This is a genomic window from Bordetella genomosp. 1, from assembly GCF_002261335.1.
In the GTDB taxonomy this organism is placed as follows: Bacteria; Pseudomonadota; Gammaproteobacteria; order Burkholderiales; family Burkholderiaceae_B; genus Bordetella.
Genome location: NZ_NEVL01000003.1, coordinates 1,031,175 through 1,056,712, shown reverse-complemented (window position 1 = coordinate 1,056,712; position 25,538 = coordinate 1,031,175). Strand labels below are relative to the sequence as shown.

Sequence of the window (25,538 nt, the reverse complement as noted above, 5' to 3'; positions counted from 1 at the left end):
ATGGAACATATCGAAACGCCGTTGGGCACGCTGACGATCAACGTCGACGACGAGGGGCAGGGCTACGCCCAGGCCACCTGGCAGAAGGGCGAACAGGAGGTGTTCTTCACCATTCTGCTCGATGCCCAGCGCCAGCTGACCGTGGATCCCGCCTTCGTGCGCGAGCGCCTGGATCGTCTCGAAGACTTCTCGCTGGCGGCCGCGCGCCACCTGCAGGAGACGCTGGGTGCGCCCGAAGAGGTGGGCCCCAACGGCCTGCTGGTCTGGGGCGAGGAGCTCACCTTCTGGGGCGGCGACGCCTGGTCGATCCTGTTCGCCGAAGGCGTCTTCCCGATCTGCCAGCCCTACGGCGTGCTGGCCAACTTCACCGGCGACGATCTGGTCGGCTTCGACGACCTGTCGGGCGCCGAGGCGGCCTGACCACGCGCAGGCGCTGCGCCCGCGCTGCGCCCGCGCTACGCCTGCGCCGTCGCGGCGCCCCTTCCGCCCGGCGTCGCGCGCAACAGATCCTGCAAGCCGATGGCGCGCAGCAGCTCGCGCCGCACCCGGTCGGCCACGGCGTTGACCACCTCCGCGCCATCCTGTGACGGATCCACGTGCACGCGGAATGGCCGTGCGCCCGCGGGCAGGTCCACCACGCGCACGATTTCGCGCGCCACCTGGGCCGGGTCGGCGTCGTCCGGCTCCAGGCCGGCGAGTCCGGCGAGCGCCTGCGCCGCCACCCCGGCATAGGGGCCGGCCTCGTAGTCGGCCGCCACCGCCGCGTCGGCAGGCTTGCCGGCGTGGGCGAAATGGTTGGTGCCTTGCGTGAAGGCGCCCGGCACCATGATGGTGGTCTCGATGCCCCAGCGCGCCAGCTCGGCCGCATACGACACGGCGAGCGCGTCCATGGCCGCCTTCGCGGCGAAGTACGGCGCGAGAAAGGGCGGCGTGCCGCCACGCGTCGACGAGGATCCGACCCACAGCAGCAAACCGTGGCCCTGGCGACGCAGCTGTGGCAGCGCCGCGCGGTTCACGCGCTGCGTGCCAAGCACGTTCACATCGTATTGCTGCGCCAGCTGCGCCGGCGTGAAGGCCTCCGCGGGGCCGAACACCATGTGCCCGGCGTTGTGCACGATCACATCCAGCCGGCCCGATTGCGCCAGCACCCGGGCCACCGCGTGTGCCGAGGACGCGTCGGACTGCACGTCGAGCTCGAGGCTGCGCAGATCGGCTTCGTGATCGGCGGCCCATTGGCGCAGCTCGGCCACGCGCGGCGCGTTGCGGCCCTGGGTGTCGCGCATCGAGGCGTAGACGGTGTGGCCGGCCAGCGCCAGGGCCTGGGCGGTCATGCGGCCAAAGCCGGAAGACGCGCCGGTGACGAGGATGACGTGAGACATGAGCGATCTCCTTGGACTCAGGTTCAGGCGCGGGCCGGCATCAGGCGCTGCGGCGCGTGATGGGAAATCCAGCCGGCGAAGGAGCCGATGGCGCTCGCGCCGCCCAGGTGGGCGATCTGTTCGAGCGACGGTTCGAGATGGGCGGCAAACCAGGCGACGAGGCCGAGAAAGTAGGCCAGCAGGTTGTTGAGCGCGGGCAGGCCGCGCAGCGCCACCACGCCGAGCGCGACCACGAACACCACCAGCGGAAGCGCCAAAGCCAGGCCGAGCGCGGGTGTCAACGCGGCCACGCTGGCCGCCGCCAGGGCGCCGATCGCGAGACCGAGCCAGACGCAGGCCAGGTTGTCGAACGTGGCGCGCAGCGTCAGGCCGCGCGTGAAGAAGGCGATCCAGCCGATGAACATGGCCCACACCGGCAGGCCCGCCAGCAGCGCGCTGGCCGCGGCGAGCGAGGCGGTTAGGGCGGCGACCAGGGTCACGACGGCGTAGCGGCGGGGGGAGACGGAACGGTGGCTCATATGGATCTCCCGGGCTCAGGCCACGCCGCCGTTGGCGCGCACGACCTGTCCGTTGATCCAGCCGCTGTCCGGGCCCGCGAGAAACGCCACCACGCCCGCGATGTCCTCCGGCTGGCCCAGACGCTCGAGCGGCGACATCTGCGCGAAGCCGCGCACCTGTTCTTCGCTCTTGCCGTCGAGAAAGAGCGCGGTGGCCACCGGGCCCGGCGCCACCGCGTTCACGGTGATGCGGCGGCCGCGCAGCTCCTTGGCGAACACGCGGGTGAAGGCTTCCACCGCGGCCTTGGTGCCGTTGTAGATCGCGTAGCCCGGCAGGTTCAGCGCCAGCGTGGTGCTCGACAGATTGATGACGCGGCCGCCGTCGTTCAAGCGGGTCGCGGCCTCGCGCAGCGTGTTGAACACGCCCTGTGTATTGATGGCGAAATACTGCGCGTACTGCGCGTCGCTGGTCTGCGCCAGCGGGGCGGCCTTGAGGATGCCGGCGTTGTTGACGAGCACGTCGACAGGGCCCAGTCCCGCCGCCACGGCGGCAAACAGCGCGGCCACCTGGTCGGCGCGCGACACGTCGGCCTGCACGGCGAGTGCGCGCGCGCCGTCCCGCGTGAGCGCGGCCGCCAATGCCTCGGCTTCGGCGGCGTTGGTCGCATAGTTGATGGCGACGGCAAAGCCGTCGGCCGCGAGCCGGCGCGCGATGGCGGCGCCGATGCCGCGCGAGGCGCCGGTGACCAGGGCAACGCGGGAGGCGGTGGGGAGGTTCATGGTCGGAATCCTTTTCGGGTGGGGGTGAAAAGGATTCTGGGCTGTTCCGCCGGAAAGATAATTGGGCGGAAATTGCGAACATCATTCCAATTGCATTAACAATTGGCCCGCCTGACGTCGCCCCAGGCTCAGGCTTCCAGATGCCGCACCAGCTGCGCCGTGGCCGCGCTCAGCGGGCGGGCGGCGTGGGTGGCCAGCAGCAGGTCGCGCGAGGCCCAGGCGTCGGTCAGGCGCAAGGCCTTCAGGCCACTCACCTCGAGACGGCGGGCGCAGGCGCCCAGCGGCAGCACGCCGATGCCGAGGCCGGCGGCGATCATTTCGCACATGGCGTCGAAGCTGCGCACCTGCACGCGCAGCCGCAGCGTGGCGCCGGCTTCCTGCGCGCTGCGCGTGATGAGGTTGAGCAGCGAGCTGCCGCGATTGAGGCCGACGAAGTCGTAGGCCAGGCATTCGGAGAACGACACGCGGCGGCGTCTGGCCAGCGGATGGCGCGCGGCGGTCAGCACCACCAGCTCGTCGCGGCGGAAGGGGCGCACGGCGAGCCCGTCGGTCGGTGCGTCCGCAACGAAAATGCCGACGTCGGCGATGCCGTCGATCAGGGCGCGCACGATGTCGCCCGACAGCTGTTCCTCCACTTCGACGTGGGTGTCCGGATGGTCGGCCATGAAGCCGGCCAGCGCGCCCGGCAGGAACTCGACCAGGGCGGACATGTTGGCCCAGAGCCGCACATGGCCGCGCGAGCCGCTCGAATACTCGCTCAGCTCGTTGCTGAACAGCTCGAATCCCTGGAACAGCCGCAGCGCGTGCTGCAGCGCCACGTGGCCGGCCGGGGTGAGCCGCACGCCCTGCGAGCTGCGTTCCAGCAGGGTGGCGCGCGACGCCAGCTCGAAGTCGGCAATCCGCCGGCTGGCCGCCGACAGCGCCAGGTGGCAGCGCTGCGCGCCCTTGGTGAGGCTGCCCGTCTGCGCCACGGCGCAGAAGAGCCGCAGGGTCACGAAGTCGATGCGGGCCGGATTGATGAGGTCGTGGGCCATGGCGGTCTCGAGGCGGAGGCATTCGCATTGTGCGAAAGGGGCATGCCGGAACAGGGATTCTGGCGCGGAAATGCAGATATTAGATTGCCTGCGTTCGCAAAACCCGAACACGGCGCGGAAAGCGGCCTCAGGCATGGCCGGCTCGCGGGCGGCAACGGGCGCCGCCGCCGCGCCGGTCCCCTGGCCCGCTCTCTCGGAAAGGAGTCTGTCATGCGCACCATCCCCGCAGTGTTGCTGTCCACGCTCGTCTCGCTGTCCCCCTTCACTTTCGGACCCGCGCGGGCAGGCAGCGCCGATGCGGTGCAGACCGAGGGCGGCCGCATCGCGGGCCTGGCCGGGACCGCGGGCGGGGTGGTCGCGTTCCGCGGCATTCCCTATGCCGCGCCGCCGCTGGGCGCCCTGCGCTGGCGCCCACCCGGGCCCGCGCCGCACTGGAAGGGCGTGCGCGACGGCACGCGCTTCGGCGCCGATTGCGTGCAGCCGGCCGAGTATCCGGAGCTGCGCGGCGGCGGCATGAGCGAGGACTGCCTGTTCCTCAACGTCTGGACGCCCGCGCACCGGCCGCAGGCGCGGCTGCCCGTCATGGTCTGGTTCCATGGGGGCGGGTTCCGCTACGGCTCCGGTTCGCATCCCTCGTATGACGGCGCGGCGCTGGCCGGCCGCGGCGCGGTGGTGGTCACGGTCAACTACCGCCTGGGCCTGCTCGGCTTCATGGCGCATCCCGGGCTGAGCGCCGAATCGCCCACGCACGCTTCCGGCAACTACGGCCTGATGGACATGCTGGCGGCGCTGCGCTGGGTCCAGCGCAATATCGCGGCGTTCGGCGGCGATCCGGCGCGCGTGACGGTGTTCGGCCAGTCCTCGGGCGCGCACGCCATCAGCACGATGCTGGTCACGCCTTCGAGCCGGGGCCTTTATGCGCGCGCCATCATGCAGAGCGTCGGCGTGATGCGGCCGGTCGCGAGCCTGGCGCAGGCGGAACGGTTCGGCGAGCTGGTGGGGCCGGACGTGGCCGCGTTGCGCGGCCTGCCCGCGGCCGAGCTGGTGGCGCGCCAGAAAAGCCTGCCGCGCGCGGCGGTGTTGACGGAGCCCGCGCTGCCGGGGCTCACCGTGGATGGCGCGTTGGTTCCCCGGCCCGACTACGAGGCCTACGCGGCCGGCGACTACGTGCACGTGCCGGTGCTGGTGGGCAGCAACGCCGACGAGGGCGGGGGCGCGGCGCGCAAGATGGCCATCGCCACGCCGGCAGGCCTGGCCGATTACGTGGCCCGCACCTTCCCGGGATTCGAGGCGCGCGCGGCGCAAGCCTATGCCGCCGCGACCGACGCCGAGGTCAAGCCCGTGCTGTCCGATCTCTACGGCGACCTGCAGTTCCGTTACGGCACCCGCGCGCTGCTGCGCATCCTGGCGCGCGACGGCGTACCCGCATGGCGCTACGTCTACGCCCACGACCGCAACGGCGACGGCAAGCTGCCCGTGCACGGGGCCGAGCTGCAATTCGTGTTCGGCACGCTGGCGGCGTCGCATCGCGGCCAGCACAAGCCCTATGGCGCGGCCGACGAGCAGGTCTCGGCGGCGATGGGGGGCGCATGGACGCGCTTTGCCGCCAGCGGCGATCCGAACGGCGCCGGCCTGAAGGGATGGCGGCCGGTGACGCCGGGGCAGACGCCGGTGCACGTGTTCGGCAAGGGTCCCGACCGCCTCGACGCGCAGGCGCGGGCGCGCTGGGACGTGATCGAGGACTTCTACGCCGCACAACGGCACTGAGGCGCGCGCGAGCGCGCGGACCCGCGGGGCCAGGGGCGGCTCGCACCGCCGGTCGCTGTGCGCCCGGGGCCGCCGCGCGCGGCACGCGCCGGAAGGCGCGACGCGTGCCGCGTTCGCATTTTGCGAAGACCGTATGCCGGATCAGGGATTCCAGGGTGGAGCGGATCGGATCTAGATTGCTCCCATTCGTGAAACGGCAAGGGACCTCGATGATCGATCACCTGGACCACCTGGTCCTCACCACCACCGACGAGGCCGCCTGCGTGGCCTTCTACGTCGGCCTGCTGGGCATGCAGCTCGAGACCTTCGGGCAGGGCCGCAAGGCCCTGCGCTTCGGCCAGCAGAAGATCAACCTGCACGTGCGCGGCGCCGAGTTCGAGCCCAACGCGCATCTGCCCGTGCCCGGCGCGCTCGACCTCTGCTTCATCGCCAGCGAGCCGCTCGACGCGGTGATCGCCACGCTCACCGCGCGCGGCGCCCGCATCATCGAGGGGCCGGTGGCGCGCACCGGCGCCTGCTATCCGATCCGGTCGATCTATCTGCGCGATCCCGACCTGAACCTGATCGAGATCTCCGAACGGGCGGACGCATGAGCGGGGCGCGCACCACGCTCGGCTTCATCGGCCTGGGCCAGATGGGCGGGCCCATGGCGCGCAACCTGCTGGGCGACGACACGGAGCTGCTGATCTGGTCGCGCAGGCCCGACGCCTGCGCCGCGTTGCGCGCGCAGGGCGCCCGCGTGGCCGAGGGTCCCGCGGGCATGGCGGCCGCGCGGCTGGTGTTCCTGTGCCTGCCCGACACGGCGGCGGTCGAGCAGGTGCTGTTCGCCCCGGGCGGTCTGGCCGAGGCGCTGACGGCCGGCGCGATCGTGGTGGACACCAGCACCATCGCGCACGGCGCCACGCTGGCGATCCACGCGCGGCTGGCGCAGGCCGGCATCGGCTTTCTCGACGCGCCGGTGTCGGGCATGCAGGCGCGCGCCGAGGCCGGCACGCTCACCATCATGTGCGGCGGCGCGGCCGACACCTTCGACGCGGCCCGGCCCTGGCTGGCGCGCATGGGCGAGCAGATCCTGCACATGGGCCCGGCCGGCTGCGGCCAGCTCGCCAAGCTCGTCAATCAGCTGTTGTTCGACATCAACTGCGCCGCCCTGGCCGAGATCCTGCCCATGGCGGCGAGCCTGGGGCTGGATCCCGCGAGCACGGCGGCCGTGGTGAATGGCGGCACCGGCCGCAGCTACGCCTCCGAGTTCTTCCTGCCGCGCATCCTGCGCGGCCACTTCAGCGACGGCTATCCGCTGGCGGCGGCCTACAAGGACCTGGTGAGCGCGGCCGAGCTGGGCGCCGCGCGCACCGTGCCGATGCCGGTGCTGGCCGCCGCGACGGCCACCTACCAGATGGCGCTGCGCGCCGGGCACGGCAAGGAAGACAAGGGCGCCATGATCCGCGTGTTCGAGGCCTTGCTCGACGTCCGATTTCGCATTGCTGACGGCGGGGGCTGACGACGCCGCGGCCATTCTTGCACGACCCAGGCGCTTTCCTCCGGCTCGCGCAGCGGCGCGGGCCCACATCCGACTCACTACGACGACCTTCAACATGAACTTTCATCTCCAGCTCGCCGCCCGGGCCGACCAGGGCAAACCGCTGCGCGTGGGCCTGATCGGCGCGGGCAAGTTCGGCTCCATGTATCTGGCGCAGGCGCCGCGCACGCCGGGCGTGCACGTGGTCGCCATCGCCGACCTCTCGCCCGCCAACGCGCATGCCAACCTGGCGCGCATCGGCTGGGACGCGGGCCGCGCGCAGGCCCGCTCGATCGACGAGGCGCTGCGCATGGGCACCACCCACGTCGGCGACGACTGGCACGCGCTGGTGGCGCATCCGGCCGTGGACATCGTGATCGAATGCACCGGCAACCCGGCCGCGGCCGTCGAGCACTGCCTGGCCGCGTTTCGCGAGGGCAAGCCGGTGATCAACGTGACGGTCGAGGCCGACGCGTTCTGCGGCCCCGCGCTGGCGCAGCGGGCGCGCGAGGCGGGCGTCGTGTATTCGATGGCCTACGGCGACCAGCCGGCGCTGGCCTGCGAGCTGGTCGACTGGGCGCGCGCCTGCGGCTTTCCGATCATGGCGGCCGGCCGTGGCCACAAGTGGCTGCCGCAGTTCCGCGAGTCCACGCCCGACACCGTGTGGGAGCACTGGGGCGTGTCGGCCGAGCAGGCCCGCGAGGGCGGCATGAATCCCAAGATGTTCAACGCCTTTCTCGACGGCAGCAAGCCGGCGATCGAGAGCGCGGCGATCGCCAACGCCTGCGGGCTGGCGGCGCCCTCGGAGGGCCTGCGCTTTCCGCCGGCCTCGGTCGAGGAGATCCCCGCGGTGATGCGGCTGCGCAGCGAGGGCGGGGTGCTGGAGCGCAAGGGCATGGTGGAAGTGGTGTCGTCGCTGCGCGCCGACGGCACGCCGGTGGGATACGACCTCCGCAAGGGCGTGTGGGTCTGCGTCGAGGCCACCACCGACTACATCCAGCGCTGCTTCAAGGAATACCAGGTGTTCACCGATCCCGGCGGGCGCAACATGGTCCAGTACAAGAAGTGGCACCTGATCGGCCTGGAGCTGGGCATTTCGGTGGCCAGCGTGGGGCTGCGCGGCGAGCCCACCGGTGTCGCGCGCGGCTTCCATGCCGACGTGGTGGCCACCACCAAGCGGGCCCTGCGCGAAGGCGAGATGCTCGACGGCGAGGGCGGCTACGCCGTCTACGGCAAGCTGGCGCCCGCGAGCGCCTCGCTCGCGCGCCGCTATCTGCCGCTGGGCCTGGCGCATGGCATGCGCCTGCTGCGGCCCGTCGCCAAGGACCAGCCCCTCACCTGGGACGACGTGCTGGTCGACGACACCCTCACTGCATACCGGCTGCGCCGCGAAATGGAGCAAACCTTCACGGCCAGCGCGTAACGGATCCGGGGCGGGTCACCGCCCACGGCGGCAACAAGACCTCAATCCAGCACAGGAGACAACCCATGAGAACCATGCGAATCACGGCGCTGTTGGCGCTCGGGCTGGCCGCGAGCGCCCCGGCGCTGGCGGCGGCCACGTATCCCGAACGGCCGGTCAAGCTGGTGGTGCCCAGCGCGCCGGCCGGCTCCACCGATATCGTGGCGCGGCTGCTCGCCGACCAGATGACGCGCGATCTCGGCCAGGCCGTGGTGGTGGAAAACAAGCCCGGCGCGAGCGGCAACATCGGCACCGAAGAGGTGGCGCGCGCGCCGGCCGACGGCTACACGCTGCTGCTGCAGTACTCCGGCTATCACGTCGGCAACCCCGCCTTGTTTCCCGACATACGCTGGAAGCCGGCCGACTTCGCGCCGGTGGCGCTGGTGATGCGGGCCCCGCACGTGATTGCCGCCAGCGGCAAGCTGCCGGTGCACAGCCTGACCGAGCTGATCGCCTATGGCAAGAACCACCAGAAGGGCCTGTTCTACGCCTCTTCGGGCATCGGCTCGATCCAGCACATCGCCGGCGTGCTGTTCGGAAACAAGACGGGCGTGCCGCTCACCAACGTGCCCTACAAGGGCGCGGGGCCGGTGGTGCAGGATCTCATCAGCGGGCAGGTCGATCTGTTCATCACCACGCCGCCCTCGATGATCGGGCAGGTCAAGGCGGGCAAGATCCGTGCGCTGGCCTACGCGGGCCCGCGCCGCCACCCGTCGATGCCCGACGTCCCCACCACCAAGGAGGCGGGCCTACCCGGCTACGAGATCGAATCGTGGTTCGCGCTGTTTGCGCCCGCCGGCACGCCCAAGCCGGTGCTCGACAAGCTGGCCGCCGAGATCAAGCACGTGGTCGCGAGCGATGCGTACCGGCAGAAGATCGAGGAGCAGGGCGGGTTCGCGGTCTACATGGGGCCGCAGGACCTGGGCAAGTTCGTCGATCGCGAGCTCGCGACCTGGGCCAAGCTCATCCAGGACAACCACATCACCGCGCAGTGAGGCGGGCGTGAGCGCAAGGCGTGCGGGGCGACCCGCACGCCTTTCTTTTCATGGCGCGGGCGCGGCTCAGCCCTGGCCGACGCGGTACGAGGTGGGCGGCGGGGTGCCGTTGACCGCGTAGCTGCCGACCTGGCGCTCGCGATAGACGCGCGGGTTGTGCGAGGCGATGGTGCGGGCGTTGCGCCAGTAGCGGTCCAGGCCGGCGGTGCGCAGCGTGGCCGAGGCGCCCAGCGCGTCGAACAGGTCGGTGGCCGCCTCCAGCACCAGGCGCGTGATGACGGACACCGATTGGTCGACCTCGACGTGGGCCGCGGTGGTCGGCGCCAGGCGCTGCGCCTCGGTGGCCGCCGGATCGGTGTGGGCATCGTAGCTGCGCTGGATGGCCTCGGCCGCCTGCAGCGTGAGGGCGCGCGCGGCGTAGGCGGCGCTCTGGATGCGGCCCACCACCTGCAGGATCTGCGGGTCTTCCGCCACGCGCGCGGCGTTGCCGTGGCTGTAGACGCGGTCGCGCTGGCGCACGCGCAGCGCCACGTCGTCGGCCAGCGCGCGCGCGATGCCGGCCAGCGAGGCCAGGTGCACCAGCTGGTAGAACGCCACGGCATACGGAAAGCGCACCGCCGAGGGGCGCAGCCAGTCGGGCTCGATCTTCACGTCGCGAAAGTGCGTGGTGCCGCTGGCGGTCAGCGCCTGGCCGAAGCCGTCCCAGTCATCCACCACCTCCACGCCCGGCGCAGTGCGCGGCACCTGGAGATAGACGACCTCGTCGCCATCCTGTGCGGCCACGGTGATCTGGTCGGCGAACAGCGAACCGGTGGTGTAGAACTTGGTGCCGTTCAGGCGCAGGCCCTCGGGGCCGCGCGTGAGCGCGGTGGCGAAGCTGCCGACCTTGGCGCCACCGGCCTCCGACAGCCCGGCGCCGAACACCGTGCCGCTGCCGAGCTGGCGCAGCCACCGCGCCTGCCAGGCGCTGTCGGGCGCGGTGAGCACGTCTTCCACGAAGCCGAAATGCGCGCGCAGCGCGTTCACCACATTGGTGTCGGCCGCGCCCAGCTCGATCAGCAGCGCGAAGAACTCGGGCAGCGTGGCGCTGGCGCCGCCGTGCACGTGCGGCAGGCGCACGCGCGCGAAGCCGGTCTCGCGCAGCCAAGCCAGCTCTTCATGCGGCAGGCGGTGGGCCAGGTCGCGCTCGACCGCGCTGGCGCGGATGCGGGCGAAGATCGGCCGCCAGGTCTGCGCCAGCCGTTCGTAGCGCTCGCTGGGCGGGGTGCCGAGGGCCGTGTGGGGCGTGGTGTCGGCTTGCGTGGGGATGCGGGTGGAGTCGGCCATGAGGAATGTCGCAGTCAGGGAAGAGGTGGGCGCCAGGCCTGCCCGCGGGCGGCACGGCGGTGGAAACGGGTGGTCAGGACGGACGCGCCAGGCCCAGGTGCTCGCGCAGCGTGCGGCCCTGGTACTCGGTGCGGAACAGGCCGCGCCGGCGCAGTTCGGGCAGCACCAGCTCGATGAAGTCGGTCAGGCCGCCGGGAAACCACGGCGCCATGATGTTGAAGCCGTCGGCCCCGCCTTCCTCGAACCACTGCTGCAGCTGGTCGGCGATGGTCTGCGGCGTGCCGATCACCTGCTGGTGGCCGCGCGCGCCGGCGATGCGCAGGTAGAGCTGCCGGATGCTCAGCCGGTCGCGCCGCGCCAGGTCCACCAGCAACTGCTGGCGGCTCTTCGGGCCGTTGGTCTCGGGCAGCGCGGGGATCGGGCCGTCCACGTCCAGGCCGCTGAGGTCGACGCCGCCGATCACCGTGGAGAGCAGGGCGACGCCCACCACCGGATCGACCAGCGACTGCAGCTGCTCGAACTTTTCTTCGGCCTCGGCCTGGGTGCGGCCCACCACCGGGAAGATGCCCGGCATGATCCGCACGTCCTCGGGCCGGCGCCCGTGGGCCGGCAGCCGGCCCTTGATGTCGGCGTAGAACGCGCGCGCTTCCTCGAAGGTCTGGTGCGCGACGAAGATGACCTCGGCCGTGCGCGCCGCCAGGTCGCGGCCGGCCTCGGAGGCGCCGGCCTGCACGACCACCGGCCGGCCCTGCGGCGAGCGATTCACGTTGAGCGGCCCGCGCACCTGGAAGTGTTCGCCGCGGTGATTCAACACGCGCAGCGTGTCGGTGTCGAGATAGATGCCGCTGCGCTTGTCGCGCGGGAAGCTGTCTTCCCGCCAGCTGTCCCACAGGCCCAGCACCACGTCGTGGAACTCGCGGGCGCGCGCGTAGCGCTCGGCGTGCTCGGGCAGGGAGTCGTGGTTGAAGTTCTGGGCCTCGGTCGAGCCGCTCGAGGTGACCAGGTTCCAGCCGGCGCGCCCGCCCGAGATCTGGTCGAGCGAGGCGAACTTGCGCGCCACGTTGTAGGGCTCGTGGAACGAGGTCGAGACGGTGGCGATCAGGCCGATGCGCTCGGTCACGGCGGCCAGCGCCGACAACAGGGTCACCGGCTCGAAGAAGTCGCTGCGCGCGGTGCGGCCCAGCGAGGGCAGATGGGTGCTGCGGATGCCCGAGGAGTCCGACAGAAAGATGGCGTCGAACTTGGCGGCCTCGGCCTGCCGGGCCAGGTCGACGTAATGGCGGAAGTTGCTGCCGGCGTCGGCCTGGGCCTCCGGATGGCGCCAGCCGGCGATGTGATGGCCGGTCTGCATCAGGAAGGCGCCCAGGCTGAATTGGCGTTGCGGTTGCGTCATGGGGAGTCCGAAAGGGGTGGGGTCAGCGCGCCGGGATCGGCACGGGCAGGCCGAGGTGCTGGCGCAGCGTGCTGCCCTCGTAGTCGCGCCGGAACAGGCCGCGGCGCTGGAGGATCGGCACCACGTGTTCGACGAACTCGATGAGGCCGCTGGGCAGCAGGCCCGGCATGAGGTTGAAGCCGTCGGCGGCGCCGCCGCGGAACCAGTGTTCGATATCGTCGGCCACCTGTTCCGGCGTGCCGACGATCTCGCGGTGGCCGCCGCCGCCGGCCATGTTCTGCAGCAGCTGGCGCAGCGTGTAGCCGTGTTCGCGCGAGCGCGCCAGGATCGCTCGGAAGAAGGTGTGGCCGCCGTTGCCGTTGTTGGGCAGCGGCAGGTCCTGTGGCAGCGGGCGGTCGAGATGCAGCAGCTCGGGCGGCACACCCAGCCGGCCGGCCAGGCGCCGCAGGCTGTGTTCCACCGGCACCAGCTCGATCAGCTCGCGGTGGCGCTGGCGCGCCTCGGCCTCGGTGCCGCCCAGGAAGACGCCCAGCCCGGGAAACACCTTCAGGCTGCCGGGGGCGCGGCCCAGGGCCTCGGCGCCCGCCTTGAGCTCGCGCGCATAGGCGACGGCCTCGTCGAACGATTGCGAGGCCGAGAACACCGCCTCCGCGTGGCGGGCGGCCAGCGCGCGGCCGTCCTGCGAGCCGCCGGCCTGCAGCAGCACCGGATGGCCCTGCGGCGAGCGCGGCTGGTTCAGCACGGCCTGCACGGAATAGAACTCGCCCTGGTGGCGCACCGGATGCAGCTTGTCCGTGTCGACGAACTGGCCGCTGGCGGCGTCGCCGACGATGGCGTCGTCGTCCCAGCTGTTCCAGAGATCCTTCACGATCTGGGTGAACTCGCCGGCGCGGCGGTAGCGCTCCGCGTGGTCGGGCACGGCGTCGCGGCCATAGGCCTTGGCCGACAGGCCGTCGGCGGTGGTGACCACGTTCCAGCCCGCGCGGCCGCCGCTCACGTGGTCGAGCGAGGCGAAGCGGCGCGCGATGTTGTAGGGCTCGTTGTAGCTGGTGGAGGCGGTGGCGATGAGCCCCAGGTTGCGGGTGGCGCCCGCCACGGCGGCCAGCACGACCGTGGGTTCGAGCGCCGTGACCGGGCCGGTCGCCAGGCCGTCGGTCGAGACCGAGTCGGCCAGGAAGATGGCGTCGAACTTGCCGGCTTCGGCCGCCTGCGCCACGCGGATGTAGTGCTGCACGTCGACGAAGCCGCGCGGGTCGTTTTCGGGCACGCGCCAGGCCGAGGGCACGAAGCCCTGCAGCCAGGCGTTGACGTTCAGATGCAGCTGTCGGGGAGGCTGTGCGCTCATCGGTTCACCTGGGGCGAGTGAGAAGAAGGCGCTCAGGGCACCAGGCGCTGCTGCACCGGCACGATGAAGCCCTTGTAGTTTTCGTTGATGTAGGCGGCCACCTTGTCGCCGGTGAGGTAGGTGACCAGCAGCTGGATGCGCGGGTCGCCCACCAGCTCGCGGCGCGTGGTCAGCACGTTGGCATAGGGGTTGCCCTGCTTGTCTTCGAGGGCGAGGGCCGAGGCGGGGTCGATGTCGTGGGTCAGGGCGATGTCGCCGTTGATGAACGAGGCCTCGACGTCGGGCAGCGACTTGGCGCGCAGGCGCGTCTCGGTGGGGATGAACTTGAACCTCTTCGGGTTCTCGACGATGCTTTTCTCGTCGATGGCCACCGCGGCCGCGGAGCCGTCGGAGCTGCCGTGGTTGAGCTTGATCAGGCCCGCGTTCTGCAGGATGAAGAGCGCGCGCGGCAGGTTGGTCTGCTCGTTCGGCACCAGAAACGATGCCCCTTCCGGGATGTCCTCGAGCGACTTGTACTTCGACGAGTACAGCCCGAACACATTCACCAGCAGCGTGGCCACGTTCACCAGCTTGTCGCGACCCTCGGGATGCGCCGCGATCCACGAGTTGAAGAAGGGCCGGTGCTGGATCAGGTTGGCATCGACGTCGCCCTTGAGCACGAGCTGGTTCGAGTCCAGGCCCTGGCTGCTTTCGATCACGCGCAGCTTCAGGCCGTTGCCGTTTTGGTCGGCGAGCTTCTGCACGTAGCGCAGCACGTCGCCCTGCGGCGTGGGCGTCACGTAGATCCTGAGCGGTTCGCTTGGGACCTTGGTGGTGGTGTCTTGCGCGGCCAGCGCGGGGGCGCCGATCAGGCCGAGCGAGACGGACAGGGCCGCGAGCAGGCGGTGTGCGGGGCGTTGCGGACGGGCGTGTTGCATGAGACTGCCTTCTGGGAGGAACGAGGGGAGGTTCAGCGCTTGTGCCGGCGCAGCCGGATCCACAGGTCGCCGCTGATCTGGATGGTCTGCACGATCAGCACCATCGCGACGACCGCGATCACGATGAGCTCGGTAAACCAGCGCTGGTAGCCGTAGTTCAGGGCGAAGTCGCCCACGCCGCCCGCGCCGATCGCGCCGGCCACCGCGGTGCCTTCCACCAGGCCCACCAGGATGATGGTGGCCGAGCCGATGATGCCGGACAGCGATTCGGGCAGCAGGATGCGGAAGATGAACTGCGGCGTGGTCACTCCGATCACCTTGGCCGCCTCGATGCGGCCCTGGTCGAGCTCGCGCAGATTGCTCTCGATCAGGCGCGAGAAGAAAGGCGTGAAGCCGATGGTGAGCGGCACCAGCGCGGCGGCCGGGCCGAGCGGCGTGCCCACGACGATGCGGGTCACGGGGATCAGGATCACGATCATGATGATGAACGGGATCGAGCGGCCCACGTTCACGATGGTGTTGACCGTGTGATAGATCGCGGCGTTGGGCTTCCAGGAGTTCGGCGCGGTGAGATACAGCACCAGCCCGATGGTGATGCCCAGGGTGATGACGAGCACGCCGGACAGGGCGGTCATGTAGAGCGTCTGGCCCAGGGCGTCCCAGAAGTCGGGAATGTATTGTTTCCAGTCGCGGTTCATCAGGCCACCTTGCCTAGCACGATGCTTTTTTCACGCAGGATCGACGACAGCGCCTCGCGCACCGAGGGCGCCTTGTCGCGCAGGTCGAAGTCCACCTTGAAACGGGCCGCGTCGATGCCGCCCAGTCGCTCCACGCCGCCCGACACCACGGCGGCGGTCACGTCGAGCCGGCGCGCCGCGTCGGAGAAGAAGGTGCTCTGGGCGCGCACGTCGGCCAGGATCAGGTCGTAACGGACCCAGCCCTGCTGCGGCGCGAAGCCGAGGTCGGGCGCGGGCAGCAGCTGGCGGCCCAGGTACGAGTCGGCGTCATGCAGCAGGTCGCGCACGTCGCCGGTTTCGCGGGCGCGGCCGTCCTGGATCAGCGTGACCGAGTCGGCCGCATAGCGCACCACGTCCCACGAATGGGTGATGAGCACGATGGTGAGATCGAGCTGTTGCTTCAGGCGCAGCAGCAGGTCGAGGATCACGGTCGTGGTCTCGGAGTCGAGCGCGCTGGTGGCCTCGTCGCACAGCAGTACTTCGGCGTCGGCCGACAGGGCCCGCGCGATGCCCACGCGCTGCTTCTGGCCGCCCGAAAGCTGCGAGGGATAGGCGCGCTCCTTGCCCTGCAGGCCGACCAGCTCGACCAGCTCCGCCGCCTTCTTCAGGCGGGCGGCGCGCGGCACCCCGCGCACGGCCAGCGGAAACGCGATGTTCTCCAGCACCGTCTGGCCATGGAACAGATTGAAGTGCTGGAAGATTGTGGCGACCTTGCTGAGGTAGTCGCGCTGCGCCGCGCCCTTGAGCCCGGCGAGCGGCGTATCGCGGAAGTGGATCGTGCCCTGCGTGGGCGACTCGAGCAGGTTGAGCAGACGCAGCAGCGTGCTCTTGCCGGCGCCCGAGGTGCCGACGATGCCGAAGAACGAGCGGGCCGGGATGGTGAGCGAGACATCCTTCAATGCGTGGATGGTGTCGCCGCCGCGCGAGTAGGTCTTGGAGACATGCTCCAGTCGGAACACGGCGCTCATCGGCTGCGGCCGGTGCCGTGCGCGTGGGCACCGGCGTGGGCACCGGCTCGGGCACCGGCGCGGGCACCGTGGAGGGCGGCGAGGAGGGCGGCGGGCGCGGGCCCTGCGGACTTCTGGCGGGGCGCTGTGCGCCGGGATTCGTGCATGTCGCGTCGGCGGGCCGGGCCCGGTCGGTGTATCGGGATTTCATTGTTCGACCGGCGGCCGCATGGCGCCAACAAAGGAATGCGCATATCCATATCGGCGCGGCGGTTTTATGGATATGCGGCGTGGGGTTGTTTGTTTATGGCGAGCGCGGGGCGCGCGCCGTGCAGCGCGGGCGGCCGCGGCGAGGGCGTGCGACGCGGGTGGACGCGCGAGCGCGGCAGGACGCGGACGGCGGACGCGAGGTGGCGGAGCGGTGGTGGAGCGGTGGCCGAGAGGTGGCCGAGACGGGGCCGCGATGTGGCCGCGATGCGGCCGAGACGTGGTCGGGATGGGTTCGGCGTGCAGCCCCTGCCGCGGCGTGCGCCGCCGCAGGGGCCCGGCCGGATCAGGCCGTGGCGGGCTGGCTGGCGCGGTCGAAGGCGCGCTGCAGCGCCAGCACGAACACCTCGAGCGGCTGCGCGCCGCTCACGACTTCGCCGCCGATGTCGAACAGCGGCACGCCGCGGATGCCGCGCGCCATGCCTTCGCGCTCGGCGGCGCGCACGGCGTCGCTGCCATCGTCGCCGGCCAGGTAAGCAAGCGCGGCGGCGCGGTCCAGCCCCGCCTGCGCGGCCAGGTCGGCCAGCGTGGCGGCGTCGCCCAGGTCACGTCCCTGCTCGAAGTAGGCGGCGAACAGCGCCTGCGCGAGCGCGGTGGCCACGCCCTCGCGCTGCGCCAGCTGCATCAGGCGATGCGCGGCAAAGGTGTTGGGCGTGCGCGTCATGGCGTCGTAGTCGAATGCGATGCCGTCGTCGCTGGCGGCCGCCATGACCTGCGCATCGAGCTGGCGGCTGCGCTCCCAGCTGCCGAACTTCTGCGTGCGGTAGGTGCGCCGCTCCACGCCTTCGGCCGGCATGCCGGGATTCAGCTCGAACGGCTTCCATTGCAGCGCGACCTCGGTACCGTCGGGCAGGTAGGCCAGCGCGCGCGCCAGCCGGCGCTCGCCGATGAAGCACCAGGGGCAGATGAAGTCGGAGGTGATGGCGATGTCGATGATCATGCGGGGCTCCGGAAAGCGCGGGAACATGCCGACATGATGCGCCAAAGCGCGGCGCCTGGCGACCGCCGTGCTCAGCGGGTGGCCGGCACGAAGCTGTCGACCAGCGTATCGATGGTGGCCTGGCGGATCTCGGCGGCAAGCGCCGGGTCGGTCACGCTGCGCGACAGGGTGAGGGCGCCCACCAGCGCCGACAGGCACGCCCAGGTGCGCTGGCGCCGCTGCGCGTCGGTGGCGCCGGGCATGAGCGTCTGCACGCGCGCCTCGAGATTGCACAGCCCCCGCTCGAACAGCGCCCGCGTGGCGGCGTCTTCGCGGCCGATGTCGCCGGCCAGCGCGGCCATGGTGCAGCCGGCGGCGCGCGCCGACTGATGGCGGTCGGACAGGTAGTTTTCGATGTAGCGCCGCAGCGAGGCCTCCTCGCCCGCGCCCGCCAGCTTTTCCCAGTTGGCGAGGTTCTGCGCCATGGCTTCGGACAGCGCGAGGCGAACCAGGTCCTGCTTCGATTCGAACTGGCCGTAGAAGCCGCCGCGCGTGAGGCCGGCCGATTGCATCAGCTCGTTCAGGCCCACGGCAGCGAAGCCGCGATCGCGGAACAGGCGCGCGGACTCCGCCACCACGCGTTCGCGATTGGCGGCCGCCTGGGCTCGGCTCACTTTCATGTCGCTGCTCCAAAAAGGGGTTGACACATTTTACATGATGCACGACATTTATAAATAGATGTCGATCGACATTTAAAAATCGTGCTCCACGCGGCGTTACCGGCGCCCGGAGCGTCACTCACGGATTTCCAGATGAATGCCTTTGCCGCCATCGCGCGCCGCCCCAGTGCCGCGCCGGGACCTGCCTGTCGTTTCGCCCTCGGGGTGGCCGCGTGAGCGGGGCCTCGCTGGGCATGCCGGCCGCCGCCGCACCGCGCGCGGCCTCGCCCTGGCCGGTGTTTGCCGTCACCAGCGTGGCGGTGTTCCTGGTGTCGCTCGACGGCACCATGCTGTACTCGATCTTCGAGGCGGTGTGGGCCGGCTTTGCCGGCGCCTCGGCCGCCGAGATGTCGTGGGTGTTGAACGCCTACACCATCGTGTTCGCCGCCATGCTGATTCCGGCGGGCGGCCTGGCCGATGCGTACGGCAAGCGCCGCGTCTTCGTGGGCGGCGTGATCCTGTTCTCGCTGGCCTCGGCGCTGTGCGGCCTGGCCGACAGCGTCAGTCTGCTGGTGGCCGCGCGCGCCCTGCAGGCCCTGGGCGCGGCGCTGCTCACGCCGGCCTCGCTGTCGATCGTGCTCGACGTCTTCCCGCGCGAGCGGCGTGCGCTGGCGGTGAGCGCGTGGGGCGCGGTCGGCGGCTTCGCGGCCGCGATCGGGCCCAGCCTGGGCTCCTACATCGAGCAGAGCATGGGCTGGCACTGGGCCTTTCTTATCAATGTGCCGGTGGCTGCGCTGGCGCTGCTGGCCGGCGCGCGGCGGCTGCCCGCGGCCAAGGCCAGCGGCCGACCGGCGCGGGTCGACCTGATCGGCATGGCGCTGTTGATGGTGGCCCTGGGCGCGCTGGCGCTGGCGATCGTGGACCTCGAAGGCCCGCAGGCCGGCGTGGCCCGTTTCGTGGGCACGCTGGCGGTCAGCATGGCGGCGCTGGCGGCGTTCGTGGCGTGGGCCCGCGTGGCGCCCGCGCCGCTGGTCGACCTGAACCTGTTCCGCATTCCCGGCTACAGCATCGTCAACCTCGCGACGCTGAGCTTCGGCGTGGCGTTCGCGATGATGTTCTTCACGTTCTTCTTTTTCATGGAGCACGTGTGGCACCTCGACCGGGTGAGCGCGGGCCTGGCCATCATGCCGGGGCCGCTCACCGTGGTGCCGGTCGCCATCGTGACGGGCCGGCTGGCCGGCCGGCTCGGCTACCGGCGCTTCCTGGTGGGCGGTTCCCTGGTCTATGCCGCGTCCGGGCTGTGGTTCCTGCTCGTGCCGGGCACCGAGCCGGCTTACCTCACGCACTGGCTGCCGGGGCTGTTTCTCAGCGGCATGGGCGTGGGGCTGGTGATGCCCTCGCTCTCGGGCGCGGCGGTCAGCCAGCTGCCGGCCGAGCGCTATGCCGTGGGCAGCGCGGTGAACCAGGCCACGCGCCAGATGGGCGCGGTGATCGGGGTGGCGCTCACGGTGCTGTTGCTCGGCCATGGCGCGCTCGCGCGCGCCGATTTCAACATCGTCTACGGCCTGCACGTGGTGCTGGCGCTGCTCACCGCCGCGCTCTGCCTGCGCGTGCGCAAGCCGCTGGCCGGCTGATCCGAAGGATTTCTCATGAACTACCGTTTGCTCGGCCAGACCGGCCTGAAGGTGTCGCAGATCGCGCTGGGCGCCGCCAACTTCGGCACCGGCTGGGGCCATGGCGCCAGCGAGGCCGACAGCCTGGCGATGCTCGACCACTACGCCGCGCAGGGCGGCAACTTCATCGACACGGCCGACATCTATCAGTTCGGCGAATCGGAGGCCATCGTGGGCCGCTGGCTCGCGGGGCGCCGCGACAGCGTCGTGCTGGCCACCAAGTTCAGCAACGGCGCGGCGCCGGACGCCGACCGCCTCGTCTTGGGCAACAGCCGCAAGGCCATGGTGAGCGCGCTCGAAGCCAGCCTCGAGCGGCTGGGCACCGATCATATCGACCTGTACTGGGTGCACCACCCGGACGGCGTCACCCCGAGCGAGGAGATCCTGCGCGGGCTGGAGGATCTGCGCCGCGCGGGCAAGATCCATTACGCCGGGCTGTCGAATTTCCCGGCCTGGCGCGCCGCGCATGCGGCCACGCTGGACCAGTGGCGCGGCGGTGGCGTGCTGGCGGCGCTGCAGTTCGAATACAGCCTGGTGCGGCGCGAGCCCGAGGCCGACCTGCTGCCGGCCGCTGCCGCCTTCGGGCTGGCGCCGGTGACCTGGTCGCCGCTCGGCGGCGGCCTGCTGACCGGCAAGTACCGCCGCGGCGAGACCGGCCGCGCCGAGGCGCTGGGTGGCAAGGTGTTCCAGGCGGAGAACTCGGCGCAGCGCAGCGCCGTGGTCGACACCGTGCTGGCGCTGGCGGCGGAAACCGGCGCCTCGGCCGATCAGGTCGCGCTCGCCTGGACGCTGGCGCGCGGCGTGATCCCGCTGATCGGCCCGCGCTCAATGGCCCAGCTGCAAAGCAATCTGGGCGCGGCGGCGCTGACGCTCGATGCCGCGCAGCGCGAACGGCTCGACGCGGCCAGCGCACCGGCCGCCGTGGCGGAACCGCCCGCGCAGGGCGCCGCGGCGCGCCATCCGGTCCAGCAGGCCGGCGCCGGCCCGGTGCGCTAGAGCGCGCGCCGCTCTGCCGCGGGCCGGCGGCGGGGCTGCATAGCTGCTATGCCGCACGGGGCATGGCGGCCCCCGGCCAATGCCCACTACCATGCCTGCACATAACAAACACAATGTGCGGAGACAGCATGAAATTCTTGCGAGCATTGGCCCTGTCGGGCCTGTGCCTCGGGTTGCCCGTGGGCGCCTGGGCGGGGGCCTACCCGGAACGGCCGGTGAAGCTCATCGTGCCGTTCCCGGCCGGCGGCGCCACCGATCTGATGGCCCGTGCGCTGGCCCAGGACCTGGGCGCGCGGCTGGGGCAGACGGTGGTGGTCGAGAACCGCGGCGGCGCGGGCGGCGCGATCGGCGCGGAAGCCGTGGCCAACGCCGCGCCCGACGGCTACACGCTGCTGTACTCGACGATGGGCATCCTCACGATCAACCCGTCGCTCTACGCCAATCTGCGCTACGACCCGCAGAAGAGCTTCGCGCCGGTGTCCATCACCAACCTGACCTCGAATCTGCTGGTGGTGTCCAAGGACCTGCCGGTGAACTCGGTGGCCGAACTGGCCGACTACGCCCGCGCGCATCCCGGCGAACTCACCTTCAGCTCGTCGGGCAACGGCACCACCAGCCATCTGGCGGGCGAGCTGTTCGGCGCGACCGCGGGCGTGAAGTTGCGCCACATTCCCTACAAGGGCACTTCCGGCGCGATCAACGACTTCATGGCGGGGCGCATCTCGATGATGATCGACACCTCGTCGAACTTCATCGAGCCGGTCCAGGCCGGCCGCATCAAGGCGCTGGGCGTGACCAAGCGCGGCCGGCTCGCGGCGCTGCCGCAGGTGCCGTCGATCTCGGAGGCGCCGGGCTTCGAGAACTACGAGGTGAGCCTGTGGTCGGGCGTGCTGGCGCCGGCCAACACGCCCCGACCCATCATCGACAAGCTCAACGCCGATCTCGAGGCCGTGATGAAGGCCCCGGCCATGGTGCAGCGCATGGCGAGCTACGGCATCGAAACCACCCACAGCACGCCCGAGGCCTTCGCCGAGCGCATCCGCCAGGACACGCAGAAGTGGGCGCAGGTGGTGCGTGCCTCCGGCGCGAAGGCCGACTGAGCCCGGGAGCCATGCACATGTCGATACGCAGATCGTTGCTCAAGCGGGTGGGCGCGCTGGCCGCCGCGGCCGCCGTGCCGGCCGGCCCGGCGCTGGCGGGCGCCTATCCCGAACGGCCGGTGACGCTGGTCAATCCCTACGCGGCGGGCGGCCCCGCCGACCTGGTGGCGCGCAGCCTGGCGCGCGGCCTGGAGGCGCGGCTCGGCCAGCCCGTGATCGTGGAAAACAAGCCGGGCGGCGGCGCCTCCATCGGCACCGGCTTCGTGGCCCGCGCCAAGCCCGACGGCTACACGCTGCTGCTGGGCACCTCGGCCGGCCACGTGGTGACGCCGCTGATGCAGAAGACGCCGTACGACGGGGTGGGCGGCTTTGCCTTCGCCGCGATCGTCGCGGTGCAGCCCATCATGCTGGCGGTCAATCCCGAGCGCGGCATCAAGACCGTCGCGCAGCTGCTGGACCGGGCGCGCGCCGAGCCGGGCAAACTCAGCTACGGCTCGGCCGGCGTGGGCGGGGCGACCCACCTGGGCGCGGAGCAGTTCCAGCAGGCCGCGCACATCTCGCTCAACCACATTCCGTACGCCGGCGCGGCGCCGGCAGTGAACGACGCGGTGGGCGGCCAGGTCGATCTGGTGATGCTGAACCTCTCCGCCATCCTGCCCTTCATCAAGCAAGGCCGGCTGCTGCCGCTCGGCTATGCCGCCGAGCAGCGCTCGCCGCTGCTGCCCGACGTGCCGACGCTGGCCGAGGCCGGCGTGCCGGGCGCGCAGGCCGCCACCTGGTACAGCCTGGCTGCGCCGGCCGGCACGCCGGCGCCCATCGTGCAGCAGCTCAGCGACGCCGTGCGCGCGCTGAACCAGGAGCCCGACTACCGCGACCTGCTCACGCAGCAAGGGATCAGCCTGATGGCGCTCACGCCCGCGCAGGCGCAGGCTTACGTCGAGCAGGACCGCGTGGAAATGCGGGCGCTGCTGGGCCGGCTCGATCTGCTGGCCAAATGAACGGACTCCCCCACGCATGAATTTCGATTTCAGCCAGCTGGCCTCGGCCGACGCCTTCAAACTGCTGTCCAGCGTGGTGGTGCCGCGGCCGATCGCCTGGGTGGTGAGCCAGTCGCGCGCGGGCCGCAACAACGCCGCGCCGTTCTCGTTCTTCAACGTGGTGAGCAGCGACCCGCCCATCATCGCGCTGGGCATCGGGCCGCGCGGCGGCGAGTTCAAGGACTCCGCGCGCAACATCCTCGACACCGGCGAGTTCGTGGTCAACGTGGTCACCGATGCGCTGGCGCAGGCGATGAACCGCACCAGCCTGGACTACCTCGCCGAGGTCGACGAGCTCGCCATGGCCGGCCTGGAGACGGCGGCCTCGCTGCGGGTGGCGCCGCCGCGCATCGCGCAAAGCCCGGCCGCGCTCGAATGCCGCGTGTGGCAGGTGCTGGAGGCCGCGCCGCAGCGGGTCATCGTGCTGGCGCGCGTGGTGGCCATGTACCTGCGCGACGACGCGCTGCTGGATGCGCAGCGCTATCACGTCGACACGCCGGCCCTGGGCCTGGTCGGGCGCATGCATGGCGCCGGCTGGTACGTGCACACCGGCGGCCTGTTCCAGATGCGCGCGCCCGACGCCGCCAATGATCCCGCCGTGCGCCCCGCGCAGGGCCACTGATTCCCGGAAGGAGACAGACATGAAGTTGCATTGGTCGCCGCGCTCGCCGTTCGTGCGCAAGGTGATGATCGTGATCCACGAGGGCGGTCTCGAAGACCGGGTGACGCTGGTGCGCACGCCGGTGGCGATGGACAAGCCCAATCTCGATCTGGTGCGCGACAATCCCCTCATCAAGCTGCCGACGCTGGTGCTGGACGACGGCACGGCGCTGTACGACTCGCGCGTGATCTGCGCCTACCTCGATGCGCAGGCCGGCACCGGGCTGCTGCCCGCCGAGCCGCGCGCGCACTGGCTGGCGCAGCGGCGGGAGGCGCTGGGCGACGGCCTGCTCGACGTGTTGCTGCTGTACCGCCAGGAGCGCAACAAGCCCGCCGAGCGCCAGACGCCCGCGTGGCTGGCCGCGTTCGCGCTCAAGGTGGAGGCCGCGCTGGACGTGCTCGACCGCGAGGCGGGCGCGCTCGCCGACACACCGTTCGACCTGGGCCTCATCGCCATCGGCTGCGCGCTGTCGTATCTGGACTATCGTTTCGCCGACCTGCCGTGGCGCGAGGGCCGCCCGGCCCTGGCGGCCTGGCACGCCGCGTTCGGCACGCGGCCCTCCGTGGCGCGCAGTCTGCCCGACGACGCCGCCGCCTGACCCTCTCCCGCAGCCTCAAGGATTCCGCATGAGCCGTATTCCCCTGCCCACGCCCGACGCCATGAGCGACGCGCAACGGCGTGTCCACGACAACATCGTTTCGGGCCCGCGCGGCCGGCTGGTCGGCCCGCTGCGCGCCGCCCTGCACAACCCCGAGCTGGCCGAACGCTGGCAGGCGCTGGGCGCGCTGCTGCGCTTCGGCACCAGCCTGGCGCCGCGCATCAGCGAGATCGCCATCCTGGTGACGGCGCGGCGCTGGAACAGCCAGATCGAGTGGCACATCCACGCGCAGGCCGCCGCCGCGGCCGGCGTGGGCGAGGCGGTGCTGGCCGCCATCAAGGCGCGCGCAGAGCCGCCGTTCGAGACCGCCGCCGACGCGCTCGCCTACGAGTATGCGCGCCAGCTCCAGGAAACCGGCCAGGTGCCCGCGGCCCTGCATGCGCAGGCGGTGCAGACCTGGGGCGTGGCCGGCGTGGTCGAACTCATCGCCGTGATCGGCTACTACACCATGGTGTCGATGACGCTGAACGCGCACGAGATTCCGATGCCCGACGACGCGGCCGCGCCGCTCGACGTGCCCGAGGCCGGCGGCCTGCCGGCCCTGAGCCGGCTGGCGCCGAAGGCGGTGCCATGAGCGCCGCGTATGTGCCCGACCAGATCGAGCAGCCGCGCATGCCGGTGGCGCCGCGCCACGTGCTGCCGCCGCTGGCGTGCGATGGCCATTGCCATGTGTTCGGCCCCTACGACCGCTTTCCGCTGCGGCATGCCTCGACCTATGCCGCGCCCGACGCACCCGCGCCGCGCCATCTGCGGATGCTGGACACCCTGGGCGCGCAGCGCGGCGTCCTGATCCAGCCCGCGCCGTACGGCACCGACGCCGCCGCGCTGCTCGATGCGCTGGCGCAGGGCGCGGGAAGGCTGCGCGGCGTGGCGGTGGCCGAGCCCGACATCAGCGATGCGGCGCTGGCGGCGCTCTACGAGGGCGGCGTGCGCGCGCTGCGTTTCGTCGAGGCGCGCGACCCCGCGGGCCGGCTGTTTCCGGGCGCGGTCGGCTTCGGCCAGCTGCCCGCGCTGGCGCCGCGCCTGAAGGCCCACGGGTTGCATGCGCAACTATGGGCGCCGTACGATGTCTATCGCGACCATCTGCCGGCGCTGGCCAGACTGGACCTGCCGCTGGTGATCGACCACCTCGGCAGCCTGGCGCCGGCGCGTGGCCCGGGCGACGAGATCTTCCAGCTCATGCACGGGTTGCTGGCCGAGGGCCGCATCTGGATGAAGCTGACCGTGTGCCGTGTCGGCCAGGCGCCCGATTACGCCGATGCGCGCTTTCTGCACGACGCGTTCGTGGCGGCCAATCCGGACCAGCTGTTGTGGGGCTCCGACTGGCCGTTCGTGCGCATGGGCGAACGCGCGCCCGCGGCCGACGCGCTGGTCGACCTGGCCTGGGACTGGCTCGGCGACGACACGCTGCGCGCCAAGGTCTGGGTGGAGAATCCGGCGCGCCTCTACGGCTTCTGAGCCGGGCAGGCG

General features: G+C 71.4%; 26 protein-coding genes. 14 read left to right on the top strand and 12 right to left on the bottom strand.

Annotated features, from left to right (window positions below):
• Window positions 1-420 carry a hypothetical protein gene (locus CEG14_RS13250; protein ID WP_094826808.1) on the top strand — a complete coding sequence of 140 codons (420 nt, stop codon included), beginning with the start codon at window positions 1-3 and terminating at the stop codon, window positions 418-420.
• A 35-nt stretch (window positions 421-455) separates the two neighbouring features.
• On the opposite strand, the gene CEG14_RS13245 is transcribed toward CEG14_RS13250, so the two are convergent.
• The 4 genes from CEG14_RS13245 to CEG14_RS13230 form a co-directional block, all read right to left on the bottom strand.
• Complete coding sequence (locus tag CEG14_RS13245) at window positions 456-1,379, bottom strand: SDR family oxidoreductase (protein WP_094826807.1); 924 nt, start codon at window positions 1,377-1,379, stop codon at window positions 456-458.
• A gap of 23 nt (window positions 1,380-1,402) precedes the next feature.
• A complete protein-coding gene (locus CEG14_RS13240; RefSeq protein WP_094826806.1) occupies window positions 1,403-1,897 on the bottom strand; it encodes a DUF1097 domain-containing protein in 495 nt (164 codons plus the stop codon).
• 15 nt (window positions 1,898-1,912) lie between these two features.
• Complete coding sequence (locus CEG14_RS13235) at window positions 1,913-2,656, bottom strand: SDR family oxidoreductase (protein ID WP_094826805.1); 744 nt, start codon at window positions 2,654-2,656, stop codon at window positions 1,913-1,915.
• 128 nt (window positions 2,657-2,784) lie between these two features.
• The gene (locus tag CEG14_RS13230) at window positions 2,785-3,690 is read right to left on the bottom strand and encodes a LysR family transcriptional regulator (protein WP_094826804.1); all 906 of its coding nucleotides are present in this window, start codon (window positions 3,688-3,690) and stop codon (window positions 2,785-2,787) included.
• 210 nt (window positions 3,691-3,900) lie between these two features.
• Here CEG14_RS13230 and CEG14_RS13225 point away from each other — a divergent pair, with 210 nt between their 5' ends.
• From CEG14_RS13225 to CEG14_RS13205, 5 genes are all read left to right on the top strand, one after another.
• Window positions 3,901-5,457 (top strand): carboxylesterase/lipase family protein, encoded by a 1,557-nt coding sequence (locus CEG14_RS13225; protein WP_179280594.1) that lies wholly within the window; start codon window positions 3,901-3,903, stop codon window positions 5,455-5,457.
• Between the two features lie 209 nt (window positions 5,458-5,666).
• The gene (locus CEG14_RS13220) at window positions 5,667-6,050 is read left to right on the top strand and encodes a VOC family protein (protein WP_094826802.1); all 384 of its coding nucleotides are present in this window, start codon (window positions 5,667-5,669) and stop codon (window positions 6,048-6,050) included.
• Complete coding sequence (locus CEG14_RS13215) at window positions 6,047-6,958, top strand: NAD(P)-dependent oxidoreductase (RefSeq protein ID WP_094826801.1); 912 nt, start codon at window positions 6,047-6,049, stop codon at window positions 6,956-6,958. The genes CEG14_RS13220 and CEG14_RS13215 overlap by 4 nt, the downstream gene beginning before the upstream one ends.
• Before the next feature lie 94 nt (window positions 6,959-7,052).
• A complete protein-coding gene (locus CEG14_RS13210) occupies window positions 7,053-8,399 on the top strand; it encodes an NAD(P)H-dependent oxidoreductase (RefSeq protein WP_094826800.1) in 1,347 nt (448 codons plus the stop codon).
• Window positions 8,400-8,464: 65 nt separating this feature from the next.
• A complete protein-coding gene (locus CEG14_RS13205) occupies window positions 8,465-9,433 on the top strand; it encodes a Bug family tripartite tricarboxylate transporter substrate binding protein (protein ID WP_094826799.1) in 969 nt (322 codons plus the stop codon).
• Between the two features lie 66 nt (window positions 9,434-9,499).
• On the opposite strand, the gene CEG14_RS13200 is transcribed toward CEG14_RS13205, so the two are convergent.
• The 8 genes from CEG14_RS13200 to CEG14_RS13165 form a co-directional block, all read right to left on the bottom strand.
• Window positions 9,500-10,759, bottom strand: a complete 1,260-nt coding sequence (locus CEG14_RS13200; RefSeq protein WP_094826798.1) for an acyl-CoA dehydrogenase family protein — start codon at window positions 10,757-10,759, stop codon at window positions 9,500-9,502.
• A 73-nt stretch (window positions 10,760-10,832) separates the two neighbouring features.
• Window positions 10,833-12,152 (bottom strand): LLM class flavin-dependent oxidoreductase, encoded by a 1,320-nt coding sequence (locus CEG14_RS13195; RefSeq protein ID WP_094826797.1) that lies wholly within the window; start codon window positions 12,150-12,152, stop codon window positions 10,833-10,835.
• A 22-nt stretch (window positions 12,153-12,174) separates the two neighbouring features.
• Complete coding sequence (locus tag CEG14_RS13190; RefSeq protein WP_094826796.1) at window positions 12,175-13,497, bottom strand: LLM class flavin-dependent oxidoreductase; 1,323 nt, start codon at window positions 13,495-13,497, stop codon at window positions 12,175-12,177.
• Between the two features lie 32 nt (window positions 13,498-13,529).
• Window positions 13,530-14,414: a MetQ/NlpA family ABC transporter substrate-binding protein gene (locus CEG14_RS13185; protein ID WP_094826795.1), complete on the bottom strand. Its 885-nt coding sequence runs from the start codon at window positions 14,412-14,414 to the stop codon at window positions 13,530-13,532.
• Between the two features lie 32 nt (window positions 14,415-14,446).
• Window positions 14,447-15,112: a methionine ABC transporter permease gene (locus CEG14_RS13180; protein ID WP_094826794.1), complete on the bottom strand. Its 666-nt coding sequence runs from the start codon at window positions 15,110-15,112 to the stop codon at window positions 14,447-14,449.
• Window positions 15,112-16,119, bottom strand: a complete 1,008-nt coding sequence (locus CEG14_RS13175; protein ID WP_094826793.1) for a methionine ABC transporter ATP-binding protein — start codon at window positions 16,117-16,119, stop codon at window positions 15,112-15,114. The genes CEG14_RS13180 and CEG14_RS13175 overlap by 1 nt, the downstream gene beginning before the upstream one ends.
• A gap of 532 nt (window positions 16,120-16,651) precedes the next feature.
• Window positions 16,652-17,305, bottom strand: a complete 654-nt coding sequence (locus CEG14_RS13170; RefSeq protein WP_179280593.1) for a DsbA family oxidoreductase — start codon at window positions 17,303-17,305, stop codon at window positions 16,652-16,654.
• 71 nt (window positions 17,306-17,376) lie between these two features.
• Window positions 17,377-17,964 carry a TetR/AcrR family transcriptional regulator gene (locus CEG14_RS13165; protein WP_094826792.1) on the bottom strand — a complete coding sequence of 196 codons (588 nt, stop codon included), beginning with the start codon at window positions 17,962-17,964 and terminating at the stop codon, window positions 17,377-17,379.
• Window positions 17,965-18,197: 233 nt separating this feature from the next.
• Between CEG14_RS13165 and CEG14_RS13160 the strand changes: the two genes are divergently transcribed.
• The 8 genes from CEG14_RS13160 (at window position 18,198) to CEG14_RS13125 (ending at window position 25,526) form a co-directional block, all read left to right on the top strand.
• Window positions 18,198-19,577, top strand: coding sequence for an MFS transporter (locus CEG14_RS13160; protein ID WP_094826791.1), 1,380 nt, complete (start codon window positions 18,198-18,200; stop codon window positions 19,575-19,577).
• Between the two features lie 15 nt (window positions 19,578-19,592).
• Window positions 19,593-20,612 carry an aldo/keto reductase gene (locus CEG14_RS13155; protein WP_094826790.1) on the top strand — a complete coding sequence of 340 codons (1,020 nt, stop codon included), beginning with the start codon at window positions 19,593-19,595 and terminating at the stop codon, window positions 20,610-20,612.
• A 128-nt stretch (window positions 20,613-20,740) separates the two neighbouring features.
• The gene (locus tag CEG14_RS13150) at window positions 20,741-21,712 is read left to right on the top strand and encodes a Bug family tripartite tricarboxylate transporter substrate binding protein (RefSeq protein WP_094826789.1); all 972 of its coding nucleotides are present in this window, start codon (window positions 20,741-20,743) and stop codon (window positions 21,710-21,712) included.
• 17 nt (window positions 21,713-21,729) lie between these two features.
• Window positions 21,730-22,710 (top strand): tripartite tricarboxylate transporter substrate binding protein, encoded by a 981-nt coding sequence (locus CEG14_RS13145; protein ID WP_094827530.1) that lies wholly within the window; start codon window positions 21,730-21,732, stop codon window positions 22,708-22,710.
• 16 nt (window positions 22,711-22,726) lie between these two features.
• On the top strand, window positions 22,727-23,371 hold the full coding sequence (locus CEG14_RS13140) for a flavin reductase family protein (protein WP_094826788.1): 645 nt from the start codon (window positions 22,727-22,729) through the stop codon (window positions 23,369-23,371).
• Window positions 23,372-23,390: 19 nt separating this feature from the next.
• Entirely contained in the window at window positions 23,391-24,008 is a 618-nt protein-coding gene (locus CEG14_RS13135) for a glutathione S-transferase family protein (protein WP_094826787.1), read from the top strand.
• Between the two features lie 28 nt (window positions 24,009-24,036).
• Window positions 24,037-24,642 carry a carboxymuconolactone decarboxylase family protein gene (locus tag CEG14_RS13130; protein ID WP_094826786.1) on the top strand — a complete coding sequence of 202 codons (606 nt, stop codon included), beginning with the start codon at window positions 24,037-24,039 and terminating at the stop codon, window positions 24,640-24,642.
• Window positions 24,639-25,526, top strand: coding sequence for an amidohydrolase family protein (locus tag CEG14_RS13125; RefSeq protein ID WP_094826785.1), 888 nt, complete (start codon window positions 24,639-24,641; stop codon window positions 25,524-25,526). Before CEG14_RS13130 ends, CEG14_RS13125 begins: the two co-directional genes overlap by 4 nt.
• Window positions 25,527-25,538 lie beyond the last annotated feature (12 nt).

Coding starts and splice junctions, on each gene's coding strand:
- CEG14_RS13140 (WP_094826788.1), top strand. CDS start 22,727: ATGAATTTCGATTTCAGCCAGCTGGCCTCGGCCGACGCCTTCAAACTG.
- CEG14_RS13175 (WP_094826793.1), bottom strand. CDS start 16,119: ATGAGCGCCGTGTTCCGACTGGAGCATGTCTCCAAGACCTACTCGCGC.
- CEG14_RS13220 (WP_094826802.1), top strand. CDS start 5,667: ATGATCGATCACCTGGACCACCTGGTCCTCACCACCACCGACGAGGCC.
- CEG14_RS13215 (WP_094826801.1), top strand. CDS start 6,047: ATGAGCGGGGCGCGCACCACGCTCGGCTTCATCGGCCTGGGCCAGATG.
- CEG14_RS13225 (WP_179280594.1), top strand. CDS start 3,901: ATGCGCACCATCCCCGCAGTGTTGCTGTCCACGCTCGTCTCGCTGTCC.
- CEG14_RS13190 (WP_094826796.1), bottom strand. CDS start 13,497: ATGAGCGCACAGCCTCCCCGACAGCTGCATCTGAACGTCAACGCCTGG.
- CEG14_RS13205 (WP_094826799.1), top strand. CDS start 8,465: ATGAGAACCATGCGAATCACGGCGCTGTTGGCGCTCGGGCTGGCCGCG.
- CEG14_RS13200 (WP_094826798.1), bottom strand. CDS start 10,759: ATGGCCGACTCCACCCGCATCCCCACGCAAGCCGACACCACGCCCCAC.
- CEG14_RS13125 (WP_094826785.1), top strand. CDS start 24,639: ATGAGCGCCGCGTATGTGCCCGACCAGATCGAGCAGCCGCGCATGCCG.
- CEG14_RS13230 (WP_094826804.1), bottom strand. CDS start 3,690: ATGGCCCACGACCTCATCAATCCGGCCCGCATCGACTTCGTGACCCTG.
- CEG14_RS13160 (WP_094826791.1), top strand. CDS start 18,198: ATGCCGGCCGCCGCCGCACCGCGCGCGGCCTCGCCCTGGCCGGTGTTT.
- CEG14_RS13245 (WP_094826807.1), bottom strand. CDS start 1,379: ATGTCTCACGTCATCCTCGTCACCGGCGCGTCTTCCGGCTTTGGCCGC.
- CEG14_RS13210 (WP_094826800.1), top strand. CDS start 7,053: ATGAACTTTCATCTCCAGCTCGCCGCCCGGGCCGACCAGGGCAAACCG.
- CEG14_RS13195 (WP_094826797.1), bottom strand. CDS start 12,152: ATGACGCAACCGCAACGCCAATTCAGCCTGGGCGCCTTCCTGATGCAG.
- CEG14_RS13240 (WP_094826806.1), bottom strand. CDS start 1,897: ATGAGCCACCGTTCCGTCTCCCCCCGCCGCTACGCCGTCGTGACCCTG.
- CEG14_RS13250 (WP_094826808.1), top strand. CDS start 1: ATGGAACATATCGAAACGCCGTTGGGCACGCTGACGATCAACGTCGAC.
- CEG14_RS13155 (WP_094826790.1), top strand. CDS start 19,593: ATGAACTACCGTTTGCTCGGCCAGACCGGCCTGAAGGTGTCGCAGATC.
- CEG14_RS13185 (WP_094826795.1), bottom strand. CDS start 14,414: ATGCAACACGCCCGTCCGCAACGCCCCGCACACCGCCTGCTCGCGGCC.
- CEG14_RS13130 (WP_094826786.1), top strand. CDS start 24,037: ATGAGCCGTATTCCCCTGCCCACGCCCGACGCCATGAGCGACGCGCAA.
- CEG14_RS13150 (WP_094826789.1), top strand. CDS start 20,741: ATGAAATTCTTGCGAGCATTGGCCCTGTCGGGCCTGTGCCTCGGGTTG.
- CEG14_RS13145 (WP_094827530.1), top strand. CDS start 21,730: ATGTCGATACGCAGATCGTTGCTCAAGCGGGTGGGCGCGCTGGCCGCC.
- CEG14_RS13135 (WP_094826787.1), top strand. CDS start 23,391: ATGAAGTTGCATTGGTCGCCGCGCTCGCCGTTCGTGCGCAAGGTGATG.
- CEG14_RS13165 (WP_094826792.1), bottom strand. CDS start 17,964: ATGAAAGTGAGCCGAGCCCAGGCGGCCGCCAATCGCGAACGCGTGGTG.
- CEG14_RS13180 (WP_094826794.1), bottom strand. CDS start 15,112: ATGAACCGCGACTGGAAACAATACATTCCCGACTTCTGGGACGCCCTG.
- CEG14_RS13235 (WP_094826805.1), bottom strand. CDS start 2,656: ATGAACCTCCCCACCGCCTCCCGCGTTGCCCTGGTCACCGGCGCCTCG.
- CEG14_RS13170 (WP_179280593.1), bottom strand. CDS start 17,305: ATGATCATCGACATCGCCATCACCTCCGACTTCATCTGCCCCTGGTGC.